Source organism: Shivajiella indica (assembly GCF_042683085.1).
Classification (GTDB): domain Bacteria; phylum Bacteroidota; class Bacteroidia; order Cytophagales; family Cyclobacteriaceae; genus Shivajiella; species Shivajiella indica.
This window is the reverse complement of sequence record NZ_JBHUIV010000003.1, coordinates 112,565-129,584: the sequence shown is the minus strand read 5'-3', so window position 1 is coordinate 129,584 and position 17,020 is coordinate 112,565. Positions and strand designations below refer to the sequence as shown.

The window sequence follows — 17,020 nt, the reverse complement described above, 5'->3', positions numbered from 1 at the left end:
TTGGTTTTGGGATAAAAAAAAATTATTGATAGTCCGCATATAAGGCAAATACGGCAGGGATTTTATGCAAATCTATTTTTTCCTTTTTCCAGTTTTGCACAGTTTTGGTTTTTATATATTCATCCGGTGCAGTTAAATTTTTCCCAATACACAATTTTGTGCCAGGGTGTAAAGTATTGATCAAATCCTCAAAAAGATGGTTATTCCGAAACGGGGTCTCCATAAAAATCTGGGTTCTCTTGGTTCTTAAAGATTCGGATTCCAGTGTTTTGATAACCTGAATCCTTTCCTTTTTATCGATAGGCAAGTAGCCGTGGAAAGCAAATGATTGCCCGTTAAATCCAGAACCCATGAGTACCAAAAACATGGCACTGGGACCGGAAACAGGAACTATCTGAATTCCTTTTTCATGCGCATAGGCTACAGCCAGCGACCCTGGGTCGGCTATACCTGGACAACCTGCTTCTGACATAATCCCCATATCATTTCCTTCAAAAACAGGTTGCATGATACGTTCCAGTTCCTGTCCTTTTGTTTTTTTATCCAAAATTTCAAAATTCAGTTCCTCAATAGAAATCCCCAGTTTCAAAGAACTGATAAACCTCCTTGCCGTCCTGATATTTTCAACTAAAAAATAATGCGTGTTTTTGATTACCTCTTTCACTTGAGGACTGATCACATCCTCAGCTGTACCCTCCGCTAATACGGTAGGAATTAGAAATATTTTACCCAAGGAGGATTTTTCGGTTTTCATAGGGTAAATATGGGGAAAATAATTTAACAATATTTTTTACTAACTTTAATCATTTATTCTTTCAACCAAAATTTAAAGAGATGATTCGTCCCATTCTTATTTCGTTGTTTCTTTTAATTCTCCCCTTTTCATTTGTATCTGCGCAGACTGGGGAGAACCTCATCGATACCCAATATCAATGGTTCGGGAATAGACTGGTATATTCGGCTGCTGGTCAGAATTTGACTTTTAAAGACTTGACTGCCCTTATGGACAATTTCCCGGAGGGAAAGACCTATATGGAGATTGCAAGGAAAAATAAAAAAACAGGAGCTGTTTTATTCGGATTAGGAATTACCGGAATGTTAGTGGGGACTTATTTTTATTTGGAGGATAACAATTCCGCTCCTGTTATTTTTTGGCCATCATTTGCCGTTGGCTTAGTTGGAGGCGGATTATTAGGAAGCTCAAGATCAAATGTACAGAAAGCGGTCAATGGCTATAATCAAATGCTTTACAAATCAAGATCAGGAATGACCAAATTAGATTTAAAGTTATCCCCAGTAGCAAGTGGATTGGTCTTGAGGTTCTGAAAACAAATATTTCTTAAACGCTGTATAAATTACTTTAAGTGGTGAGACTTAAAATGTGTTAAAAATAGAATTGCAATTGCAAATTCTGAAGATTTGATGTCCGGACTTCCTTGATTTTTCGATCAAAAACACCATTGTCTTAGCAGAAATTCATTATATTTTTATATATTTTGAATCTATCCAAACAAACCCTATGTTCAAATTTAAGCATTTGTTAGCCTTGACTGTTTTGTTTGCAATCACCCAAAGTTTCTCCCATGCACAAGAAATAAAGGCACTTGTCGGGGGCACTTTGATTGACGGTTTTGGTGGTCCTCCTTTGCGAAATTCAGTCATCATCATCGAAAATGAAAGGATCAGGGAAATTGGTCAAGTCGGTTCCGTCCAAATACCTGAAGGAGCTGAAATCATTTCTACTGAAGGCATGTCCGTCATGCCGGGACTTTGGGATATGCATGTTCACCTGATGATCAATGGACACAGCAATTACACACACTGGGACAGCACCTATATCGGGATTTTTGAATCCGTCATTATGCCTTCTTCGGCCCATCAGCTTTTATTGGCCGGAGTCACCAGCGCAAGGGATCTTGGTGCTCCTTTGGAAGCAAGTATCAATGTCCGTGACAGAATCAATAAAGGGGAAATCCCAGGACCAACTTTATATGTTTCAGGGCCATTTATCCAAAAGGAGCCTTATCCTGGAACCAAAGCCTTCCGTTGGGGAGTAAACGGTGCAGCAGATGCCCGTGCCAAAGTAAAAAAATTGATAGATGCAGGGGTGGATGTCATCAAGCTGATCGATCATGATGAAATGACTTTTGAAGAGGCTAAGGCTGTGGTGGATGAGGCGCATAAATACGGCAAACCGGTGATTGCCCATTCCCATAGACCGGATGAGATCCGCATAGGGCTGAAAATCGGTGTGGATTGCTTCGAGCATACAGGTCTTGCTTCCGCTCCGGAATATCCTGAAGATATCATTGAAATGATTACCGAAAGAACAGCAAAAATGAATATGGGACCTCTGTTCTGGACCCCAACCGTCGAAGGTCTTTACAACTACGAATATACCCGGAATAATCCCGAAAAATTAGATGATCCCTCCTGGCATTTAGGACTACCTGATTCGGTCATAAGGGATATCCGTGCTTCTTTAAGATTTCCTGGTAGAATGTCCTACTTTCAACTGACTCCAGTGAGAAAGCCTACCTTGGAGAGAAAGATCAATCAATTGAAAGATGCAGGCGTGGTCATGATGATCGGTACCGACAGTGGTATCCCTATGAAATTCCATAGCCAAAGTACCTGGAATGAACTGGATGTATGGGTTAATGAATTTGGTTTTGACCCCATGCTGACCATCAAAGCAGCTACTTACTGGCCGGCTGTGTCCATGCGCGTAGGCCAGGACTATGGCAGCATCAGTGAAGGCAAATATGCAGATATCATTGCTGTCAGGGGTGATGTGCTGCGTTATATCAGCTTGCTTCAAAATGTGGATATGGTCATCAAGCATGGAAAGCGGGTGAAATGATTGCCATTTAAGACCTTTGAGGTTTTAAAAACCTCAAAGGTCTCCCAACAAATTATCCACTTAAAGAATTTTGATATTATCACCCATCGACTTTGGTTAGGAAAAACAATGAGATTTGTCCTTTTTTAATTTTTATACTCTTTAGAAAAAAAATTAACCGGATAATTGTAATACTTTTTAGTTTCTACCCAAAAATCTTCGAGGTCAAAAGACCCCAAAGATTTTTATTTTTTAAAAAAGGCCTTTACTGTCTCCACCACAGCAATTGGCTGCTCCGCATGTAACCAATGTCCTGCATTTTTGATATAAATGATATGACTATTTGGAAAAAGACTTTCTATTTCTTTTTTGTCCTCTGACCGAATATAATCAGAGTTTTCTCCTCCCATAAATAGGGTAGGTTTGCTAAAAGTGTTATCTGTTTCCAATGCCTCACCCACATTTGCTATTTTCTCAGTAATCACAGGAAGGTTTATTTTCCAAACAAATCCTCCATTATCCCCTCTACCGAGACTTTTTAGCAGGAACTGTCTGATGCCGGGAATTTTTATGTGCTGGGATAAAATATCATCTGCTTCCTTTCTAGACTTTAGCGTCTCAATGGGAATTGCATTTAATCCTTCTAAAATATGTTGGTGATGCAGGGGATAAAATCTGGGTGCAATATCTGCTACTATGAGTTTCCTTACTTTCTCCGGATACCTCATGGCAAAATTCATGGCCGTCTTTCCTCCCATAGAATGCCCCATAAGAAAAGCTGAATCTATTTGTTGATCTTCCATGAATTCCTTCAAGTCTTCCGCCATGACATCATAATTCCAATCCTCACTTTGCGGGGAATCCCCATGATTTCTTTGATCAAGGAGGAATAAAGTAAAATCACTTTCGAGTTCTTTAGCTATGCTGAACCAATTGTCGGCAGAGCCAAACAGGCCATGGAGAATGATCAATGGTTCTCCCTGGCCTGTTTTTTTAAAATTTAGTTTCATCTATTCTTACTATAATTCAAAATTTCTCCCATCATTCAATAGGAAATCCCTTGGCTGCATACCAAATACCTCCATAAATATGCTGGAGAAAGTTGTCGCTTAAAAATGCCCAATCCGTATGTCCTAATGCCGAATAGAAAATCCTTCCCCCATCATACTCATGGGTCCATGCCATGGGGTGAAATTCTCCCATTCCTTCTGTTGGCTGCCATGAAAAATTGGTGTCATAAGAGGTTTCATCTGCAGTAATCAAAACCCTTACATTAGGATTGAAGTTTTTGAAAGCATACAATTCATCAGTCCAGAGCCATTTTTCAGGAAGATGGTAAGTTGAGGGGTGCTTACGGTCCACCACGTTAAGTCTGACCGACTGAATATACGGATGGTTCATAAATTGTGCCCCAATCAATTTGGTGTACCAAGGCCATTCATATTCTGTATCGGTGGCACTGTGGATACCCACTATACCCTTTCCGCTTTGAACGAATCTTTGGAAAGCAGCCTTTTGCTCATCATTGAATATAGTTCCCGTAGTGCTCATCAGGATGATGACATCAAACCTCTTTAATCTTTCATCGGTGAAAATATCCGCGTCTTCAGTAGAATACACTTCAAATTGATGGTCTCTTCCCAGTTTTTTAATGGCTACCACACCATCTGGAATAGACTGGTGCCGGAATCCCTTTGTTTTACTGAATACCAGGGCCCTGAACTGATAATTTTGTCCATTGGATTCAATGCTCGAGCCAAGCAATATGATGCAGGCGAACAGAAATGCGGTGAAATATGTTTTTTTGTTCATTGTTAATGTGAAATTGAGGGTAATCAATATTTTATTTTACCAATTCGAATCTGGCGGAAGCATCTTTCAGTGAATAGGCATTGAAATGCCACCATTCAGATCCGATTCCTGTAAATCCACCATGTTTCATTACTTTCCTTAATATCTCCCGGTTGCTGATTTGCTCTTTGGTAATTATTCCTTCCCTGAGCATTTCGGCTTCCCGGTCCGGATAGGCAGGGTAACCAAAATAGTCATAATGGGTCCCCATATCCAATGGCTCCCCTGTTTCAGCAAAGGCCAGGGTCAGGTCCACAGCAACTCCAAAGTTATGAAGGCCTCCAACTTTAGGGTCAGCCACATATAAAGGCTTGACACTGTCAGGTTTGTCAAGACTGTCCCAGAGAATCTGCTGTACGCTAAGGGGCCTCACCCCATCATATACAAGGAAAGTCAACTCAGGATGATCTTCCTTTAATTTTTCATAGGCATTTTTAAGCATATCCGCTACCACTGGCTGTAAATAACACCTTATCAATTCACCATAGACATCCTGTCCAAAAAAATTGTCTTCAGTGGAATATTTCAAGTCTACTAAAATACCAGGGATAACATCCTCAACATCCACCAATCCAGCATCGATAAGGCTTTGCTCAAGTGGTCCGATTACTTCTACTATTTCGAACTCCTCATCATCAATCACTATTTCTGAAGATGAACCCAAATTGATCTCATCAGCTAAAGGTTGTTCATGTATTTCCTTTTGTTTGCACGAAATCGACCAAAATAGAGGCAATAGCAATAGAACTGAAGTTTTACTTTTCAAAAGCATAAAAATTATTGATTTCTAGTGACAATAGTGGCTGAAGCTTGGGCTGTTGGCAGGATTACGATATCAGCTAATACTACATGGGGAGGCCTACTGACCGCAAATGCAATGGTTTCTGCAATGTCTTCCGCACTCAGTGGCTGAAGTCCCTGATAAACAGATTTTGATCTTTCCTCGTCTCCTTTAAAGCGTACCATAGAAAATTCAGTTTCGACCAAGCCAGGATGAACACCGATAACCCTGATCCCATAAGGATTTAAATCCATTCTCATTCCTTGCGTCAGGGCATCCACTGCATGTTTAGAAGCACAATACACATTTCCTTTTGGATAAACTTCTTTACCTGCAATTGAACCTAAATTGACTATGGTTCCAGATTTTCTCTCCACCATGCCCGGGATGATTTCTTTGGATACATAAAGGAGTCCTTTGACATTGATATCCATCATAGCATCCCAATCATTGATGCTTCCTGTTTGTATAGGATCAAAACCATGGGCGTTCCCAGCATTATTGACAAGGATATCAATTTTTTTCCAATTGTCAGGTAAAGTAGCTATTGCGTCTTTCACTGCTTCATGGTCCCTTACATCAAAGTTTAAAGTAAGGGAATCAACTCCCTCTTTTGATATTTCTTTTTGAAGCTTATTCAGTCTTTTATGCCTTCTTCCAGTAGCAACAATATTATATCCCATTTGGGCCAATGCAATAGCCGTAGCCCATCCGATTCCGGAAGTAGCCCCGGTGACCAATGCGATTTTCTTTTCCATGTCCTGAATTTAAAAATTAAAGTACGCTAAATGAAACAATTCATAACTTTCAATTACAAATGGCTAAATAAAATTGTAAACGATTCCCCAAATTGAGATATCCAAGATATATGTCGATCTCTTGGCTTTGAATTATTTGACCCAACAATAGAATTAAATTATCAAATCGGATAACAAACACTTCCAACATATGAATAAATCTGAATATTCAAACCTTATCATAGGTAAACTCCAATGGATTGGGAAACTTAAATTTAAATCCTGTATTTAAGATTTTAGCAGCAGAAATTTCTTTCCATCCACTACCTTCATTTTCGTAAGACTTTGGAGGAGGAAAGCCAAGGTCCAAAGCGTTTCTTTCATAAATTTCTCTTCTTTTGGGATGAAAAGGAGCTACCCCGTTGAAGATCTGATTCCATAGGCCATTTTCAATAATCCATATCACCAAATTCACAGCATCAACCTGGTGGATATAGTTGACCGGAGTGTCTCCTATTACGCCTTCTTTTCCTGAAAAATATTTCCCGGGAATCCTGTCAAACCCCAGCAATCCTCCAAACCTGATAATGCTTAGATCATAGCTTCTCTCCTTCCCAAATAAGTGTTCTGCTTTTAACAGGGATTTATGACCTGTATTTTCCATTGAGATTTCATCCTCTTCCCTGGCGATTTGATTTTGATCGGGATAAACGGAAGTGGAAGAAACATAAATGACTTTTTTAATCCCTTTTTGGATTACTATTTCTTTTAAAAATTTCATTTGCTCAGGGTAAAAAGTGGGGGGGGAACTTCTTGTCTTTGGGGGAATATTGATAAAAAGTATATCTGTATCAAACAATTCATGAAAACGATCACCCACAGGATGAGGCTCAAAATTAAGCAATTTGGCTGAAATTCCTTTCTTGTTTAATAGTTCTACCTTTTCCGCTGTTGTACTGCTCCCTTTGACAGAATAACCTAATTCCTGAAATTTTATGGCCAATGGCCTTCCCAGCCAACCTAAACCTATGATACTTACTCGGGTCATGATAATTATATCTTTTGGGGAAAATTTATTATTTTGATATTCTCAAATGATTGAAGAAGGGTATTTGAACTTTTATCATGCCAATTTTAAGCATCTTAACTATGAGGACAAAATTATGCAGTGTATTGTTCATTTTTCTTTTTTTGGGATCCTGCAAAGACAACAAACCAAAAAATGAATTAGAAGGAAACTGGTATGGGTTTGATTCTGATTCTTCCTATTATGAACTTTATATTTCAGACACCCTGATCATCCTTAACCATGAGAATATGGGTTTTGCTGAATATATTTATAAGAGAGATGGAAACAGAGTGATTACGACCACTCCCTTGTTTTTTGAAAGGGTTTGGACACTTAAAGATATAAATGATACCCTGTTTATCCTTTCAGATACCCTGGAAACCCATCATTACCATAGGCTCATGGAACCCATTGATTTTTTTGGAAGTATTGTTGATTCTTTAGAATACATAAGCTTTAAGGAAAAGTTTTCTGAAAGGATCAAAAATCACAAAAAATAAAAGGCTACTAAAAAAATCTAGCAGCCTTTTACAATTTTATATTGGAAACTTAAGGGACAATCCCTTTACTGTTTTTCCTTTTTGGGCATGGTACCAAAAACAAAATCCCATAAAGGAGAACTCACACCATAGGCAACATCTGGATCTTTATAGTGATGGATTGCATGGTTTACCCACAGGTACTTGAAGAAATTCTTTGGGGGTTGATAGGCATGAACAATATAATGGACAGCCAAATAAGCAGAATAGCCAATCATAAATCCTGGAAGAAAAAAAAGTCCATAGTCACCCATAAGAAATGTAAATGCATAATAAAAAATAATAGCATAGGCGATAGATATGAACGGTGGCATAGTCAATCTGTCTTTGTCCTTTGGATAATCATGATGTACACCATGTACATTGTACTGAACCTTATCCTTTATGGGTGAATCAGGTTCCATATGATAAAAATACCGGTGCATCAAATATTCCACTAAGGTAAATCCCAAAATCCCTAACAGCAAAACCCCTAGGCCTATACCCAAAGGGATATCTGTGTTTGTCACGGCAAAATAAAAAGAAACAGTGCCAATAACGAACCAAAGTGATATTGGAATGCTAATATGTGTTCGGGTAAGCCTTTCCAGAATAGGATTTTGGAACATTTGTGCAGAACCATTATTATCCGGTCTATCTAATCTTCCAATTTTTTTCAGTGTAGTCATGTTGGTTTAATCTAGGTACTGAATGCTAATAAAGATTTCCTTCTTTAATCTTAATGGGAAGAAACTTAATTTTTCGGTGCAAATTTAATCTGAAAGATCTGAATTACAAATCCTAGCATCCTCTTAAGAGGATGATTTTAATCATACATTTATAAGTTTCCTTTTTGATTTTTCTATGGTTTCTATGTAAAATTTTTCATACAATGGAAGAATTTTAGCTACATCAAATTCCTTTGCTCTTGCCAGTGCATTGGTTTTAAACTTAGGTAAGTTTCTGTCATCCAATATTTCTAATGCTTTCTCGGTCATAGTGGTCACATCCCCTATATTACAAACAAAACCTGTTACCCCATCTACATTCAATTCAGGTATCCCACCAGCATTGGAAGACAAAATAGGCACTTCACAGGCCATGGCCTCCAAAGCAGCCAATCCAAAACTTTCTTTCTCAGATGGCATAATAAAAAGGTCAGCAACAGAAAGAACTTCTTCTACGGCTTCTAGTTTCCCCAAGAAACGGATATCATCACATGTTCCCAAATCCCTACAAAGTCTTTCCATCTTATCCCTTTCCGGTCCATCTCCTACTAAAAGTAGTTTTGCCGGTATTGATTTTCGGACCTGATAGAATACCCGAATTACATCCTCTACCCTTTTCACTTTTCTGAAATTGGAAGTGTGAACCAGTAATTTTTCCCCATGGGGACAAATTGCCAGCTTAAAGTGCTCCTTTTTCTGTTTCTTAAATCTCTCTAGGTCTATGAAGTTGGGAATTACCTCAATGTGCGTTTTAATTTTGAAATGTTCAAAGGTATCTTTTTTCAAATCCTCTGAAACAGCTGTAACACCATCTGATTGGTTGATACTAAAGGTAACCACAGGTTCATAACTTGGATCCTTTCCGACCAAGGTGATATCTGTTCCATGAAGCGTAGTGACTACTGGGATGTAAATTCCTTCTTCTTTCAATATCTGTTTTGCCATATAAGCAGCAGATGCATGTGGAATTGCATAATGTACATGAAGCAGGTCAAGTCCCTCATACTTTACCACATTCACCATTTTACTTGCCAGAGCCAATTCATAGGGGGCATGCTCAAAAAGAGGATAACTTTTGATATCCACTTCATGATAATAAAGATTTTCACTAAAAAAATCCAATCGGGTAGGCTGACGGTATGTAATAAAATGAATCTGATGCCCTTCTTTTGCCAAGGCTTTTCCTAATTCAGTTGCCACAACGCCACTACCTCCAAAAGTCGGATAACAGACTATGCCAATCTTCATATTATATGGTTTTTAATAACACCCTTATTAACACGACAAGAGCTACAATTTGTTCAATTTGACCACAAAATCCTTTATAAAGCTCAGGATTTCTTCATTGCCTGGTAAATGATGTCATGTATTTGGGTCCTTACCCCGTCCTTTAACAAGGTATTGTTGTTGGCATCAGGATGGACTCTATTGGACAAAAAGACATAAATAAGGTTATTTTCAGGGTCCGCCCAAACGCAGGTTCCCGTAAAGCCTGTGTGACCAAAGGTACTTTTTGGTGCCAAGACTCCGGCACTTCCTCCCTTTCCCCTTTCAGGCTCAGGTTTATCCCAGCCCCATCCTCTTCTACTTTGGTTTGATTGTCTTTTTGTAAAATCCCTGATGGTATCTTCATCCAATAATTCCACATCTCCATATTTGCCCCCATTAAGCATCAGCTGCATCATGACCGCCAAATCATTGGCCTTCCCGAACAATCCGGCATGTCCGGCTACTCCACCATACATGGCTGCTCCAGGATCATGTACATATCCTTGAATCAGTCGCTTTCTAAAGGTAATATCATCCTCTGTTGGCGCTATCCACTCCTGTGGATATTTCATTGTTGGATTGAAAGTCATGGTATGAAGTCCTAAAGGATCATAAATATTCTGACTCACAAATTCATCCAAGGGCTGATTAGTCACTTTCTCCACCAAAGCTTGCAGTAAATACATAGTCAGGTCAGAATACACATATGAATGCTTTCTTCTGCCCGGTTCGAGTTTCCGTAAATCAGATTTCACTGTCCAAATCCAAAGACTGTCCCTTAAGGAATTCATGGCAAACATATCATTGGAGACAGGAATGGAAAATCCTGGCTCAGGTTTATCTCTGTAATATTCTTTTTTCCATGACCCTGCTTCCACAGTTTTGGCATAATGGGGAATGAATGCCACTAAACCGGCTTCATGGGCCAAAATGTCTTTTAAAATTAAATCCCCTTTATTGGTGTTCTTTAATTCAGGTACATACTGGGAAATGGGCCTATCCATATCAATAAGATTCCTGCTGGCCAAAAACATGACTGCCTGAGTAGTGGCCAAAACTTTGGTAATTGAAGCCAGGTCATAGACTGTTTCAGTTGTCACAGGCCTTGTTTTTTTATAATCATAATGCCCATATGCCTTTTCAAAAACAACCTGCCCATTTTTTGCCACCAATACCACCCCTCCCGGGAATGCCCTCTTGGAAATACTGATCTCCATTACTTTGTCAATTTCGGCCAGTTTTCGGCTGTCCATTCCCTGGCTCTCCGGTACAGAATAGGATAACCTCCCCATTCCTTCAAGATATCCTCCATTGCCCATCCGAAGTTCTTCACTCACCGAAACCGGAAGTATTCCATAGGCATTTCTTCCACCGAAAATCACTTCTGGTACCAAGGTCTGGGTAAACTCATTGTTCTCAAACGCGATGATATTATGGGGAAAATCACTTAGGTTTTTTGCCCCGTAAACATTGCCAAAAACAACTGTGACAACCGTTTTTTGTTGACTTAATTTCCTGATAAATTGGATATCGGTATTATTGATACCAAAGCTTCTGCTTGGATTATTGTTAATGCCCATGAGGCCTACAATGATCACATTATGTTCCCAAAGCTTTTTTTCTACAGAGGCTAATGTGGCTGCATCTGCACCTTTAGGAATTTCAAAGTGGGAAAATCTGGTATATTTATCCAATTTCTTTTGGAACACTTTACCATCTCCACCTATGGTCAATGAGGCAAATTGCTGAAGATCCAAATACTTTAATGGAAGCACATTGTTACGGTTGGAAGTGACGGTAATGGCTTCCGCAAAAAGTTTTTCCACCAATAATTCGGTCTCTGGACTGTTCAGTCTATTCAGGAGGTTTTTAGTTTCTATTTTTTTATTTTGATGTAAACCGGCCCAGTATTTAGCTTTCAAAACCTTTCTAACCCTGTCATCTACTTCCTCTCTGGTGATTTTCCCTTCTGCTATAGCCTGCATGATCATGGCCTTAGCTTTTGGAACATCCTGTGAATAAAGGAGTATATCATTCCCTGCCAATAGGGCTAGCATGTCCACTTCTCCAGGTTTATAAAATCCGGCTACGCTTTTCATATTCAGAGCATCCGTGAACACTAATCCATTGAAGTTCATTTGAGTCTTCAACAGATCCGAAACAACATACTTTGAAAGTGTGGTCGCTTTATTGCGCTCTGAGTCTAAACTTGGAATATGGAGATGTGCAACCATCACGCTCATGAGATCCTGATCTATCAACTCCCGGTAAGGATACAGATCAATGTCCTTGATCCTGGTTTCTGAATGTTTGATGACAGGAAGGGTGTAGTGGGAATCAGTTTCTGTATCACCATGTCCGGGAAAATGTTTTGCATTTGCCATGACCCCATGATCCTGCAATCCTTTCATGTACGCCACCGATTTTTTTGCTACCAGCCTTTTCTCTTCCCCAAATGCTCTATACCCAATTACCGGGTTATTAGGATTGGAATTTACATCAACCACTGGGGCAAAATTGATATGCATACCCAATTCTTTGAATTGTCTGGCCATTTCCTTGCCCATCTCATATATCAAATCTTCCCGGTGCAGGGCACCTAAGGTCATCGCTTTGGGAAAAGTAAGTATAGAATCCAAACGCATATTGATTCCCCACTCTGCATCCATGGCGATGAATAATGGAACTTTGGAAATGGATTGATAGTAATTTGTCAGGTTAGCCTGCCTTACAGGCCCTCCCTGAAAGAAAATAAGCCCTCCAAGATTTTGCTCCCTGACTAGCTTGGCAATTTCTTCTTTATGACGGCTGTCTTTGTTGGAATATGCTGCCACCATAAATAACTGGCCAAGCCTTTCTTCAAAACTTTGGGACCTAAAGACGCTATCAACCCAGGACATCTGCTTCCTTTGATCTTTTGCCGCAAGGGGGTCTCTATCTTCTCTATTTCTTTCCTCTCCGGGTTTTTCCAACCCCATCACTGCATCTGCCTGAAAAATTATTACTAAAGCAGTCAGTATGCCCCAAACTTTTATTCGCATGCCCCTATTTAATTTTTATTGCTTAAATTTTAAAATAACTTTGTATGAATATACATCGTTTTGTACAAACATACATTAAAAACCAAAAGCACAAGATCAATTTTGATCAAAGGCTTAAGTTTTTATCTTAACGTCAAAACAACAATTCGAATTGAGTAAATCATGAAATTCCCCCAAATATTCAGAACTGCCCAACCCATGCGATTTGATATCAAACCAAGGTATTATGACCCGGTTAAAGAGGAAATCGAACAGCGGACGGCAAGAATCAAAAAGGAGTTACAAGCTGATGGAAAATTACCCCTGGAAGAAGGAGATGAAGAAAATGTAGGATTATACCATTCTTCCATCAGAGGATCATTTACCGGTGGAAGCCAAATAAAAGGCAGGTACAGTTCTGCTCTTAACAGCGCAGGATTGATCCGTCTTGTTATTTTCGTATTACTGATCGGAAGCCTTTTTGGATATATCTATTACGGAGCGGAAGCTATTTATATTATATTATACCTGCTGGCAGGAATTTCTCTATTGGTTGTATTTTTTAAGTTAAAACGAAACCAGCGGCAATGAATGACATTATACAGCTTCTCCCAGATGCCATCGCCAATCAGATTGCTGCAGGGGAAGTAGTACAAAGGCCTTCCTCGGCCCTCAAGGAACTGATGGAAAATGCAGTTGATGCCGGAGCCACCCATATTCAGGTCTTGGTAAAAGAAGCAGGAAAAATGCTGATCCAGGTCATCGATAATGGAAAGGGGATGAGCATGACTGATGCAAGAATGAGTTTTGAAAGGCATGCTACCTCTAAAATAAGGACCTCAGAAGACCTTTTTGCCATCAGGACATTTGGATTCCGTGGAGAAGCACTTGCATCTATTGCGGCTGTGGCCCAAGTGGAGATGAAAACGCGTCAAAAAGGGGAAGAACTAGGAACTTCCATACATATAGAAGGTTCAGAAGTAAAAAAACAGGAACCCATATCCTGTCCTGAAGGAACCAATATTGCAGTGAAAAACCTATTTTTCAACGTTCCTGCAAGAAGAAATTTCCTGAAATCAAATCCTGTCGAAATGAGGCATTTGGTTGAAGAATTCCAAAGGGTGGCTTTATCCTATCCGGAAGTGGGCTTTTCATTGACCCAAAACGACATGGAACTTTTTACCCTTCAGCCTGGAAAACTCAGCCAACGAATTGTGGGCATATTTGGAAAATCCTACCAGGGTCAATTGGTTACCTGCCTGGAAGAAACCCCACACCTGAATGTGCGGGGATATATCGGAAAACCGGAACATGCAAAAAAAACCAGAGGAGAGCAATTTTTCTTTGTCAATAACCGCTATATCAGGAGCAGCTACCTACACCATGCAGTGACCCATGCCTTTGAAGGCTTGATGCCAAATGATATGCACCCTTTCTATGTGCTTTTCCTTGAAATTGAGCCTTCACATATTGATATCAATGTCCACCCGACGAAAACCGAAATCAAATTTGATGATGAAAGGACTGTATATGCCGTAGTGAGGTCGGCAGTCAAACAGGCTCTTGGTGCACACAATGTTGTCCCTACCTTAGATTTCTCTTTGGATGTGAACTTTACAGAAAACTGGAAATATAATACGCTTGATCAGAAAGAAATAGGCAAAGAAAACACCTACAAGCCTGATAGCCTTGCAAATGAAAATTCTTATAAAACTTTCCAAACCCCTGATTTCCAAAGAAAATCCGTATCCGGTTGGGAGCGGCTGTTTGAAGGCAATATTTCCTTACCTGAAGTGGAACAGGAAAGAAAAAGTGACCGGGATGAATTGGATTTTCTCACATTTCCTTCAAGGGCCAGTGAAATAACTACAAAATCAGGATTGGAATTCCCGAAGTCTTCTGAATCAACCGGTACTACCTTTCAGGTGGAATTAAGTTATATTGTGGCCCAATTGTCAACTGGTCTTCTGATCATTGATCAACAGGTGGCTCATGAAAGGATCCTTTATGAAAGATACCTCAGGCAGCTTGGACAAGCGTCTGGAGCATCACAACAAGTTTTGTTTCCTCCGCATATACAACTGAGCCCTTCAGACTTTGCACTGGTAATGGATATAAAAGAAGAACTTACCAGTTTAGGATTTATATTGTCAGAATTCGGAAAAAACACACTCTTGATACAGGGCGTACCTGCAGATATTCAGGTCACCAATGAAAAAACTTTGTTTGAGGGTTTATTGGAACAGTACAAACATTTCAAATCGGAATTATCCCTGGATAAAAGAGAAAATCTTGCCCGTTCTTTGGCAAGAAAATCCTCAATAAAAAAGGGCAGCAGGTTAGCCTCCACAGAAATGGAGACAATTGTTGGGCAATTGTTTTCCTGTAAAAATCCCAATTATGGGCTTTCAGGAAATAAAACATTTGTCAAACTCGATATACATAAAATTCAGAGTTTCTTTACCAGATAAAATATGTTCAGAAATCTTACCCCGGTTGTCAAAAACCTACTTCTCATTACTGTGGCAGCCTACGTTGTGGCAGCCTATTTTATGCCCCAATTGAAGGCATTTTTTGCCCTATATTATATCCATAGCAACAGGTTTATGCCAACGCAGTTTCTCACCTACATGTTTATGCATGCAGATGGTTGGCATTTGTTCAGTAACATGTTTGGTCTTTTTATTTTTGGCCCATTGTTGGAACAATTTCTTGGGCCTAAAAAAATTCTGGTTTTGTGGATGGTTTGCGGTGTAGGTTCTGGCTTGCTGTATTCAGGATATACAGCTTATAGAATGAACCAGATGGACAATAGTATCAGTGAATTTTATAGTAGCCCAAGTCCTGAATTATTCAATAAATTTGTGAAAGACAATCCAGGTTTTTTCAAAACAGGTGTGTATGATTTTATTGATGCTTACAGCAGAAACCCTGAAAACGAAACCCTAATCCAAAGAGCCAAGGACAATCTGATGTCTGTGAGGGAAATGCAATCCAATGTCCCCATGGTGGGAGCTTCCGGAGCATTATTTGGAGTTTTAATTGCTTTTGCTATGCTTTTCCCAAACACTCAGCTATTTTTATTGTTTCCACCTATGCCTGTAAAAGCCAAATATTTGGTACTATTTTATGGTCTTTATACCATTTATAACGTAATAAATAATAACCCACTGGATAATGTGGCACATTTTGCACACCTTAGTGGGCTGGTTATTGGTGCGGGTTTGGTATTTTATTGGAAAAAAGACAGGTCTAACTTTTACTGAAAAAACATGTACGGAGGATTCTGGGACAACTTGAGAAACGCTTTCAGGCAAAACAATAATAGCCTTTACAAAATATTGGCGATCAATATTATTGTGTTTTTTGCCATGGTGGTGTTGCGGGTCATCTTCACGTTTTCCGGAGCTGGAAAAATTTATGAAGCTTTCAGGTCCTACCTGATGATGCCGGCAGATATTTCCAGCTACTTGGTACAACCTTGGTCAGTTATGACCTATATGTTTTTCCATGAAGGAATTTTCCATATCCTGTTCAATCTTCTCTTTTTGTACTGGTTTGGATTGCTGGTCCATGAATATTTAGGCAGTAGGAAATTGACCAATCTTTATATTCTAGGAGGCATTGCAGGTGCTTTACTCTATGTATTGATGTATAATATTTCTCCCTATTTTTCAGATGTTCTCCCGGTTGCGAAGATGCTAGGAGCTAGCGCTGGCGTTTATGCTGTAGTGGTCGGCGCGGCGACGCTTGCTCCCAATACTACATTCCATTTAATATTATTAGGTCCGGTCAAAATAAAATATATAGCCATCTTCTATGTAATTATTGCCTTTGTTAATTCCGCAGGCAGTAATGCCGGTGGGGAACTTGCCCATTTAGGTGGAGCGGCTTTGGGATATTTTTATATTATGCAACTTAAAAAAGGTAATGATTGGGGCAGACCTGTACAGGTAATTGGCCAATTTTTCGAGAGGCTTTTTACAAAAAGACCTTCCGTAAGGGTTTCATACCGGAGGAAGAAGACCTATACTTCAGCAGAGGGATTTTCAACTGGAGGAAGCAGTACTAAACCAACAAGTTCAACAGGGAGCTCTCCGTCCCAGGAAGAAATTGATCAAATTCTTGATAAGATTGCTGAAAAGGGATATGATGGATTGACCAAAGAGGAAAAAAGAAAACTTTTCGAATTCAGTAAAAAGTAA

The 17,020-nt window shown here is 39.5% G+C and carries 16 protein-coding genes; 7 read left to right on the top strand and 9 right to left on the bottom strand.

Going from position 1 to position 17,020, the window contains the following annotated elements; all coding sequences use genetic code 11:
- Positions 1-22: 22 nt before the first annotated feature.
- On the bottom strand, positions 23-754 hold the full coding sequence (locus ACFSKV_RS01555; protein WP_380799834.1) for an SAM-dependent methyltransferase: 732 nt from the start codon (positions 752-754) through the stop codon (positions 23-25).
- 80 nt (positions 755-834) lie between these two features.
- Here ACFSKV_RS01555 and ACFSKV_RS01550 point away from each other — a divergent pair, with 80 nt between their 5' ends.
- Positions 835-1,326, top strand: a complete 492-nt coding sequence (locus ACFSKV_RS01550) for a hypothetical protein (protein WP_380799833.1) — start codon at positions 835-837, stop codon at positions 1,324-1,326.
- A 193-nt stretch (positions 1,327-1,519) separates the two neighbouring features.
- Positions 1,520-2,863 (top strand): amidohydrolase family protein, encoded by a 1,344-nt coding sequence (locus tag ACFSKV_RS01545; RefSeq protein ID WP_380799832.1) that lies wholly within the window; start codon positions 1,520-1,522, stop codon positions 2,861-2,863.
- Positions 2,864-3,087: 224 nt separating this feature from the next.
- Here the strand turns inward: ACFSKV_RS01545 and ACFSKV_RS01540 are convergent, their stop codons facing one another.
- From ACFSKV_RS01540 to ACFSKV_RS01520, 5 genes are all read right to left on the bottom strand, one after another.
- Positions 3,088-3,852, bottom strand: a complete 765-nt coding sequence (locus tag ACFSKV_RS01540; RefSeq protein ID WP_380799831.1) for an alpha/beta fold hydrolase — start codon at positions 3,850-3,852, stop codon at positions 3,088-3,090.
- Between the two features lie 31 nt (positions 3,853-3,883).
- Entirely contained in the window at positions 3,884-4,654 is a 771-nt protein-coding gene (locus tag ACFSKV_RS01535) for a ThuA domain-containing protein (protein WP_380799829.1), read from the bottom strand.
- A gap of 31 nt (positions 4,655-4,685) precedes the next feature.
- Positions 4,686-5,465, bottom strand: coding sequence for a M15 family metallopeptidase (locus ACFSKV_RS01530; RefSeq protein ID WP_380799828.1), 780 nt, complete (start codon positions 5,463-5,465; stop codon positions 4,686-4,688).
- A gap of 5 nt (positions 5,466-5,470) precedes the next feature.
- Positions 5,471-6,232 (bottom strand): SDR family NAD(P)-dependent oxidoreductase, encoded by a 762-nt coding sequence (locus tag ACFSKV_RS01525; RefSeq protein ID WP_380799827.1) that lies wholly within the window; start codon positions 6,230-6,232, stop codon positions 5,471-5,473.
- 208 nt (positions 6,233-6,440) lie between these two features.
- Positions 6,441-7,259 (bottom strand): NAD(P)-binding domain-containing protein, encoded by an 819-nt coding sequence (locus ACFSKV_RS01520; RefSeq protein WP_380799826.1) that lies wholly within the window; start codon positions 7,257-7,259, stop codon positions 6,441-6,443.
- A 101-nt stretch (positions 7,260-7,360) separates the two neighbouring features.
- Here ACFSKV_RS01520 and ACFSKV_RS01515 point away from each other — a divergent pair, with 101 nt between their 5' ends.
- On the top strand, positions 7,361-7,780 hold the full coding sequence (locus ACFSKV_RS01515) for a hypothetical protein (protein WP_380799825.1): 420 nt from the start codon (positions 7,361-7,363) through the stop codon (positions 7,778-7,780).
- Positions 7,781-7,845: 65 nt separating this feature from the next.
- On the opposite strand, the gene ACFSKV_RS01510 is transcribed toward ACFSKV_RS01515, so the two are convergent.
- The 3 genes from ACFSKV_RS01510 to ACFSKV_RS01500 form a co-directional block, all read right to left on the bottom strand.
- On the bottom strand, positions 7,846-8,478 hold the full coding sequence (locus ACFSKV_RS01510) for a sterol desaturase family protein (RefSeq protein WP_380799850.1): 633 nt from the start codon (positions 8,476-8,478) through the stop codon (positions 7,846-7,848).
- Positions 8,479-8,628: 150 nt separating this feature from the next.
- On the bottom strand, positions 8,629-9,774 hold the full coding sequence (bshA, locus tag ACFSKV_RS01505) for an N-acetyl-alpha-D-glucosaminyl L-malate synthase BshA (protein ID WP_380799824.1): 1,146 nt from the start codon (positions 9,772-9,774) through the stop codon (positions 8,629-8,631).
- An 83-nt stretch (positions 9,775-9,857) separates the two neighbouring features.
- Entirely contained in the window at positions 9,858-12,836 is a 2,979-nt protein-coding gene (locus tag ACFSKV_RS01500; RefSeq protein WP_380799823.1) for a glycoside hydrolase family 3 N-terminal domain-containing protein, read from the bottom strand.
- 162 nt (positions 12,837-12,998) lie between these two features.
- On the opposite strand from ACFSKV_RS01500, the gene ACFSKV_RS01495 reads away from it, so the two are divergent.
- The 4 genes from ACFSKV_RS01495 to ACFSKV_RS01480 are packed head-to-tail and all read left to right on the top strand — an operon-like array spanning position 12,999 to position 17,020.
- A complete protein-coding gene (locus ACFSKV_RS01495; protein ID WP_380799821.1) occupies positions 12,999-13,406 on the top strand; it encodes a hypothetical protein in 408 nt (135 codons plus the stop codon).
- Entirely contained in the window at positions 13,403-15,286 is a 1,884-nt protein-coding gene (gene mutL, locus ACFSKV_RS01490; RefSeq protein WP_380799820.1) for a DNA mismatch repair endonuclease MutL, read from the top strand. Before ACFSKV_RS01495 ends, mutL begins: the two co-directional genes overlap by 4 nt.
- 3 nt (positions 15,287-15,289) lie before the next feature.
- On the top strand, positions 15,290-16,081 hold the full coding sequence (locus ACFSKV_RS01485; protein WP_380799818.1) for a rhomboid family intramembrane serine protease: 792 nt from the start codon (positions 15,290-15,292) through the stop codon (positions 16,079-16,081).
- A gap of 6 nt (positions 16,082-16,087) precedes the next feature.
- Positions 16,088-17,020 carry a rhomboid family intramembrane serine protease gene (locus ACFSKV_RS01480; protein ID WP_380799817.1) on the top strand — a complete coding sequence of 311 codons (933 nt, stop codon included), beginning with the start codon at positions 16,088-16,090 and terminating at the stop codon, positions 17,018-17,020.

What these genes read in the sequence shown, in the direction of transcription:
- ACFSKV_RS01520 (WP_380799826.1), bottom strand. Translation starts at nt 7,259, where the DNA reads ATGACCCGAGTAAGTATCATAGGTTTAGGTTGGCTGGGAAGGCCATTG.
- ACFSKV_RS01480 (WP_380799817.1), top strand. Translation starts at nt 16,088, where the DNA reads ATGTACGGAGGATTCTGGGACAACTTGAGAAACGCTTTCAGGCAAAAC.
- bshA (WP_380799824.1), bottom strand. Translation starts at nt 9,774, where the DNA reads ATGAAGATTGGCATAGTCTGTTATCCGACTTTTGGAGGTAGTGGCGTT.
- ACFSKV_RS01540 (WP_380799831.1), bottom strand. Translation starts at nt 3,852, where the DNA reads ATGAAACTAAATTTTAAAAAAACAGGCCAGGGAGAACCATTGATCATT.
- ACFSKV_RS01555 (WP_380799834.1), bottom strand. Translation starts at nt 754, where the DNA reads ATGAAAACCGAAAAATCCTCCTTGGGTAAAATATTTCTAATTCCTACC.
- ACFSKV_RS01495 (WP_380799821.1), top strand. Translation starts at nt 12,999, where the DNA reads ATGAAATTCCCCCAAATATTCAGAACTGCCCAACCCATGCGATTTGAT.
- ACFSKV_RS01550 (WP_380799833.1), top strand. Translation starts at nt 835, where the DNA reads ATGATTCGTCCCATTCTTATTTCGTTGTTTCTTTTAATTCTCCCCTTT.
- ACFSKV_RS01545 (WP_380799832.1), top strand. Translation starts at nt 1,520, where the DNA reads ATGTTCAAATTTAAGCATTTGTTAGCCTTGACTGTTTTGTTTGCAATC.
- ACFSKV_RS01515 (WP_380799825.1), top strand. Translation starts at nt 7,361, where the DNA reads ATGAGGACAAAATTATGCAGTGTATTGTTCATTTTTCTTTTTTTGGGA.
- ACFSKV_RS01535 (WP_380799829.1), bottom strand. Translation starts at nt 4,654, where the DNA reads ATGAACAAAAAAACATATTTCACCGCATTTCTGTTCGCCTGCATCATA.
- ACFSKV_RS01525 (WP_380799827.1), bottom strand. Translation starts at nt 6,232, where the DNA reads ATGGAAAAGAAAATCGCATTGGTCACCGGGGCTACTTCCGGAATCGGA.
- ACFSKV_RS01530 (WP_380799828.1), bottom strand. Translation starts at nt 5,465, where the DNA reads ATGCTTTTGAAAAGTAAAACTTCAGTTCTATTGCTATTGCCTCTATTT.
- ACFSKV_RS01500 (WP_380799823.1), bottom strand. Translation starts at nt 12,836, where the DNA reads ATGCGAATAAAAGTTTGGGGCATACTGACTGCTTTAGTAATAATTTTT.
- mutL (WP_380799820.1), top strand. Translation starts at nt 13,403, where the DNA reads ATGAATGACATTATACAGCTTCTCCCAGATGCCATCGCCAATCAGATT.
- ACFSKV_RS01485 (WP_380799818.1), top strand. Translation starts at nt 15,290, where the DNA reads ATGTTCAGAAATCTTACCCCGGTTGTCAAAAACCTACTTCTCATTACT.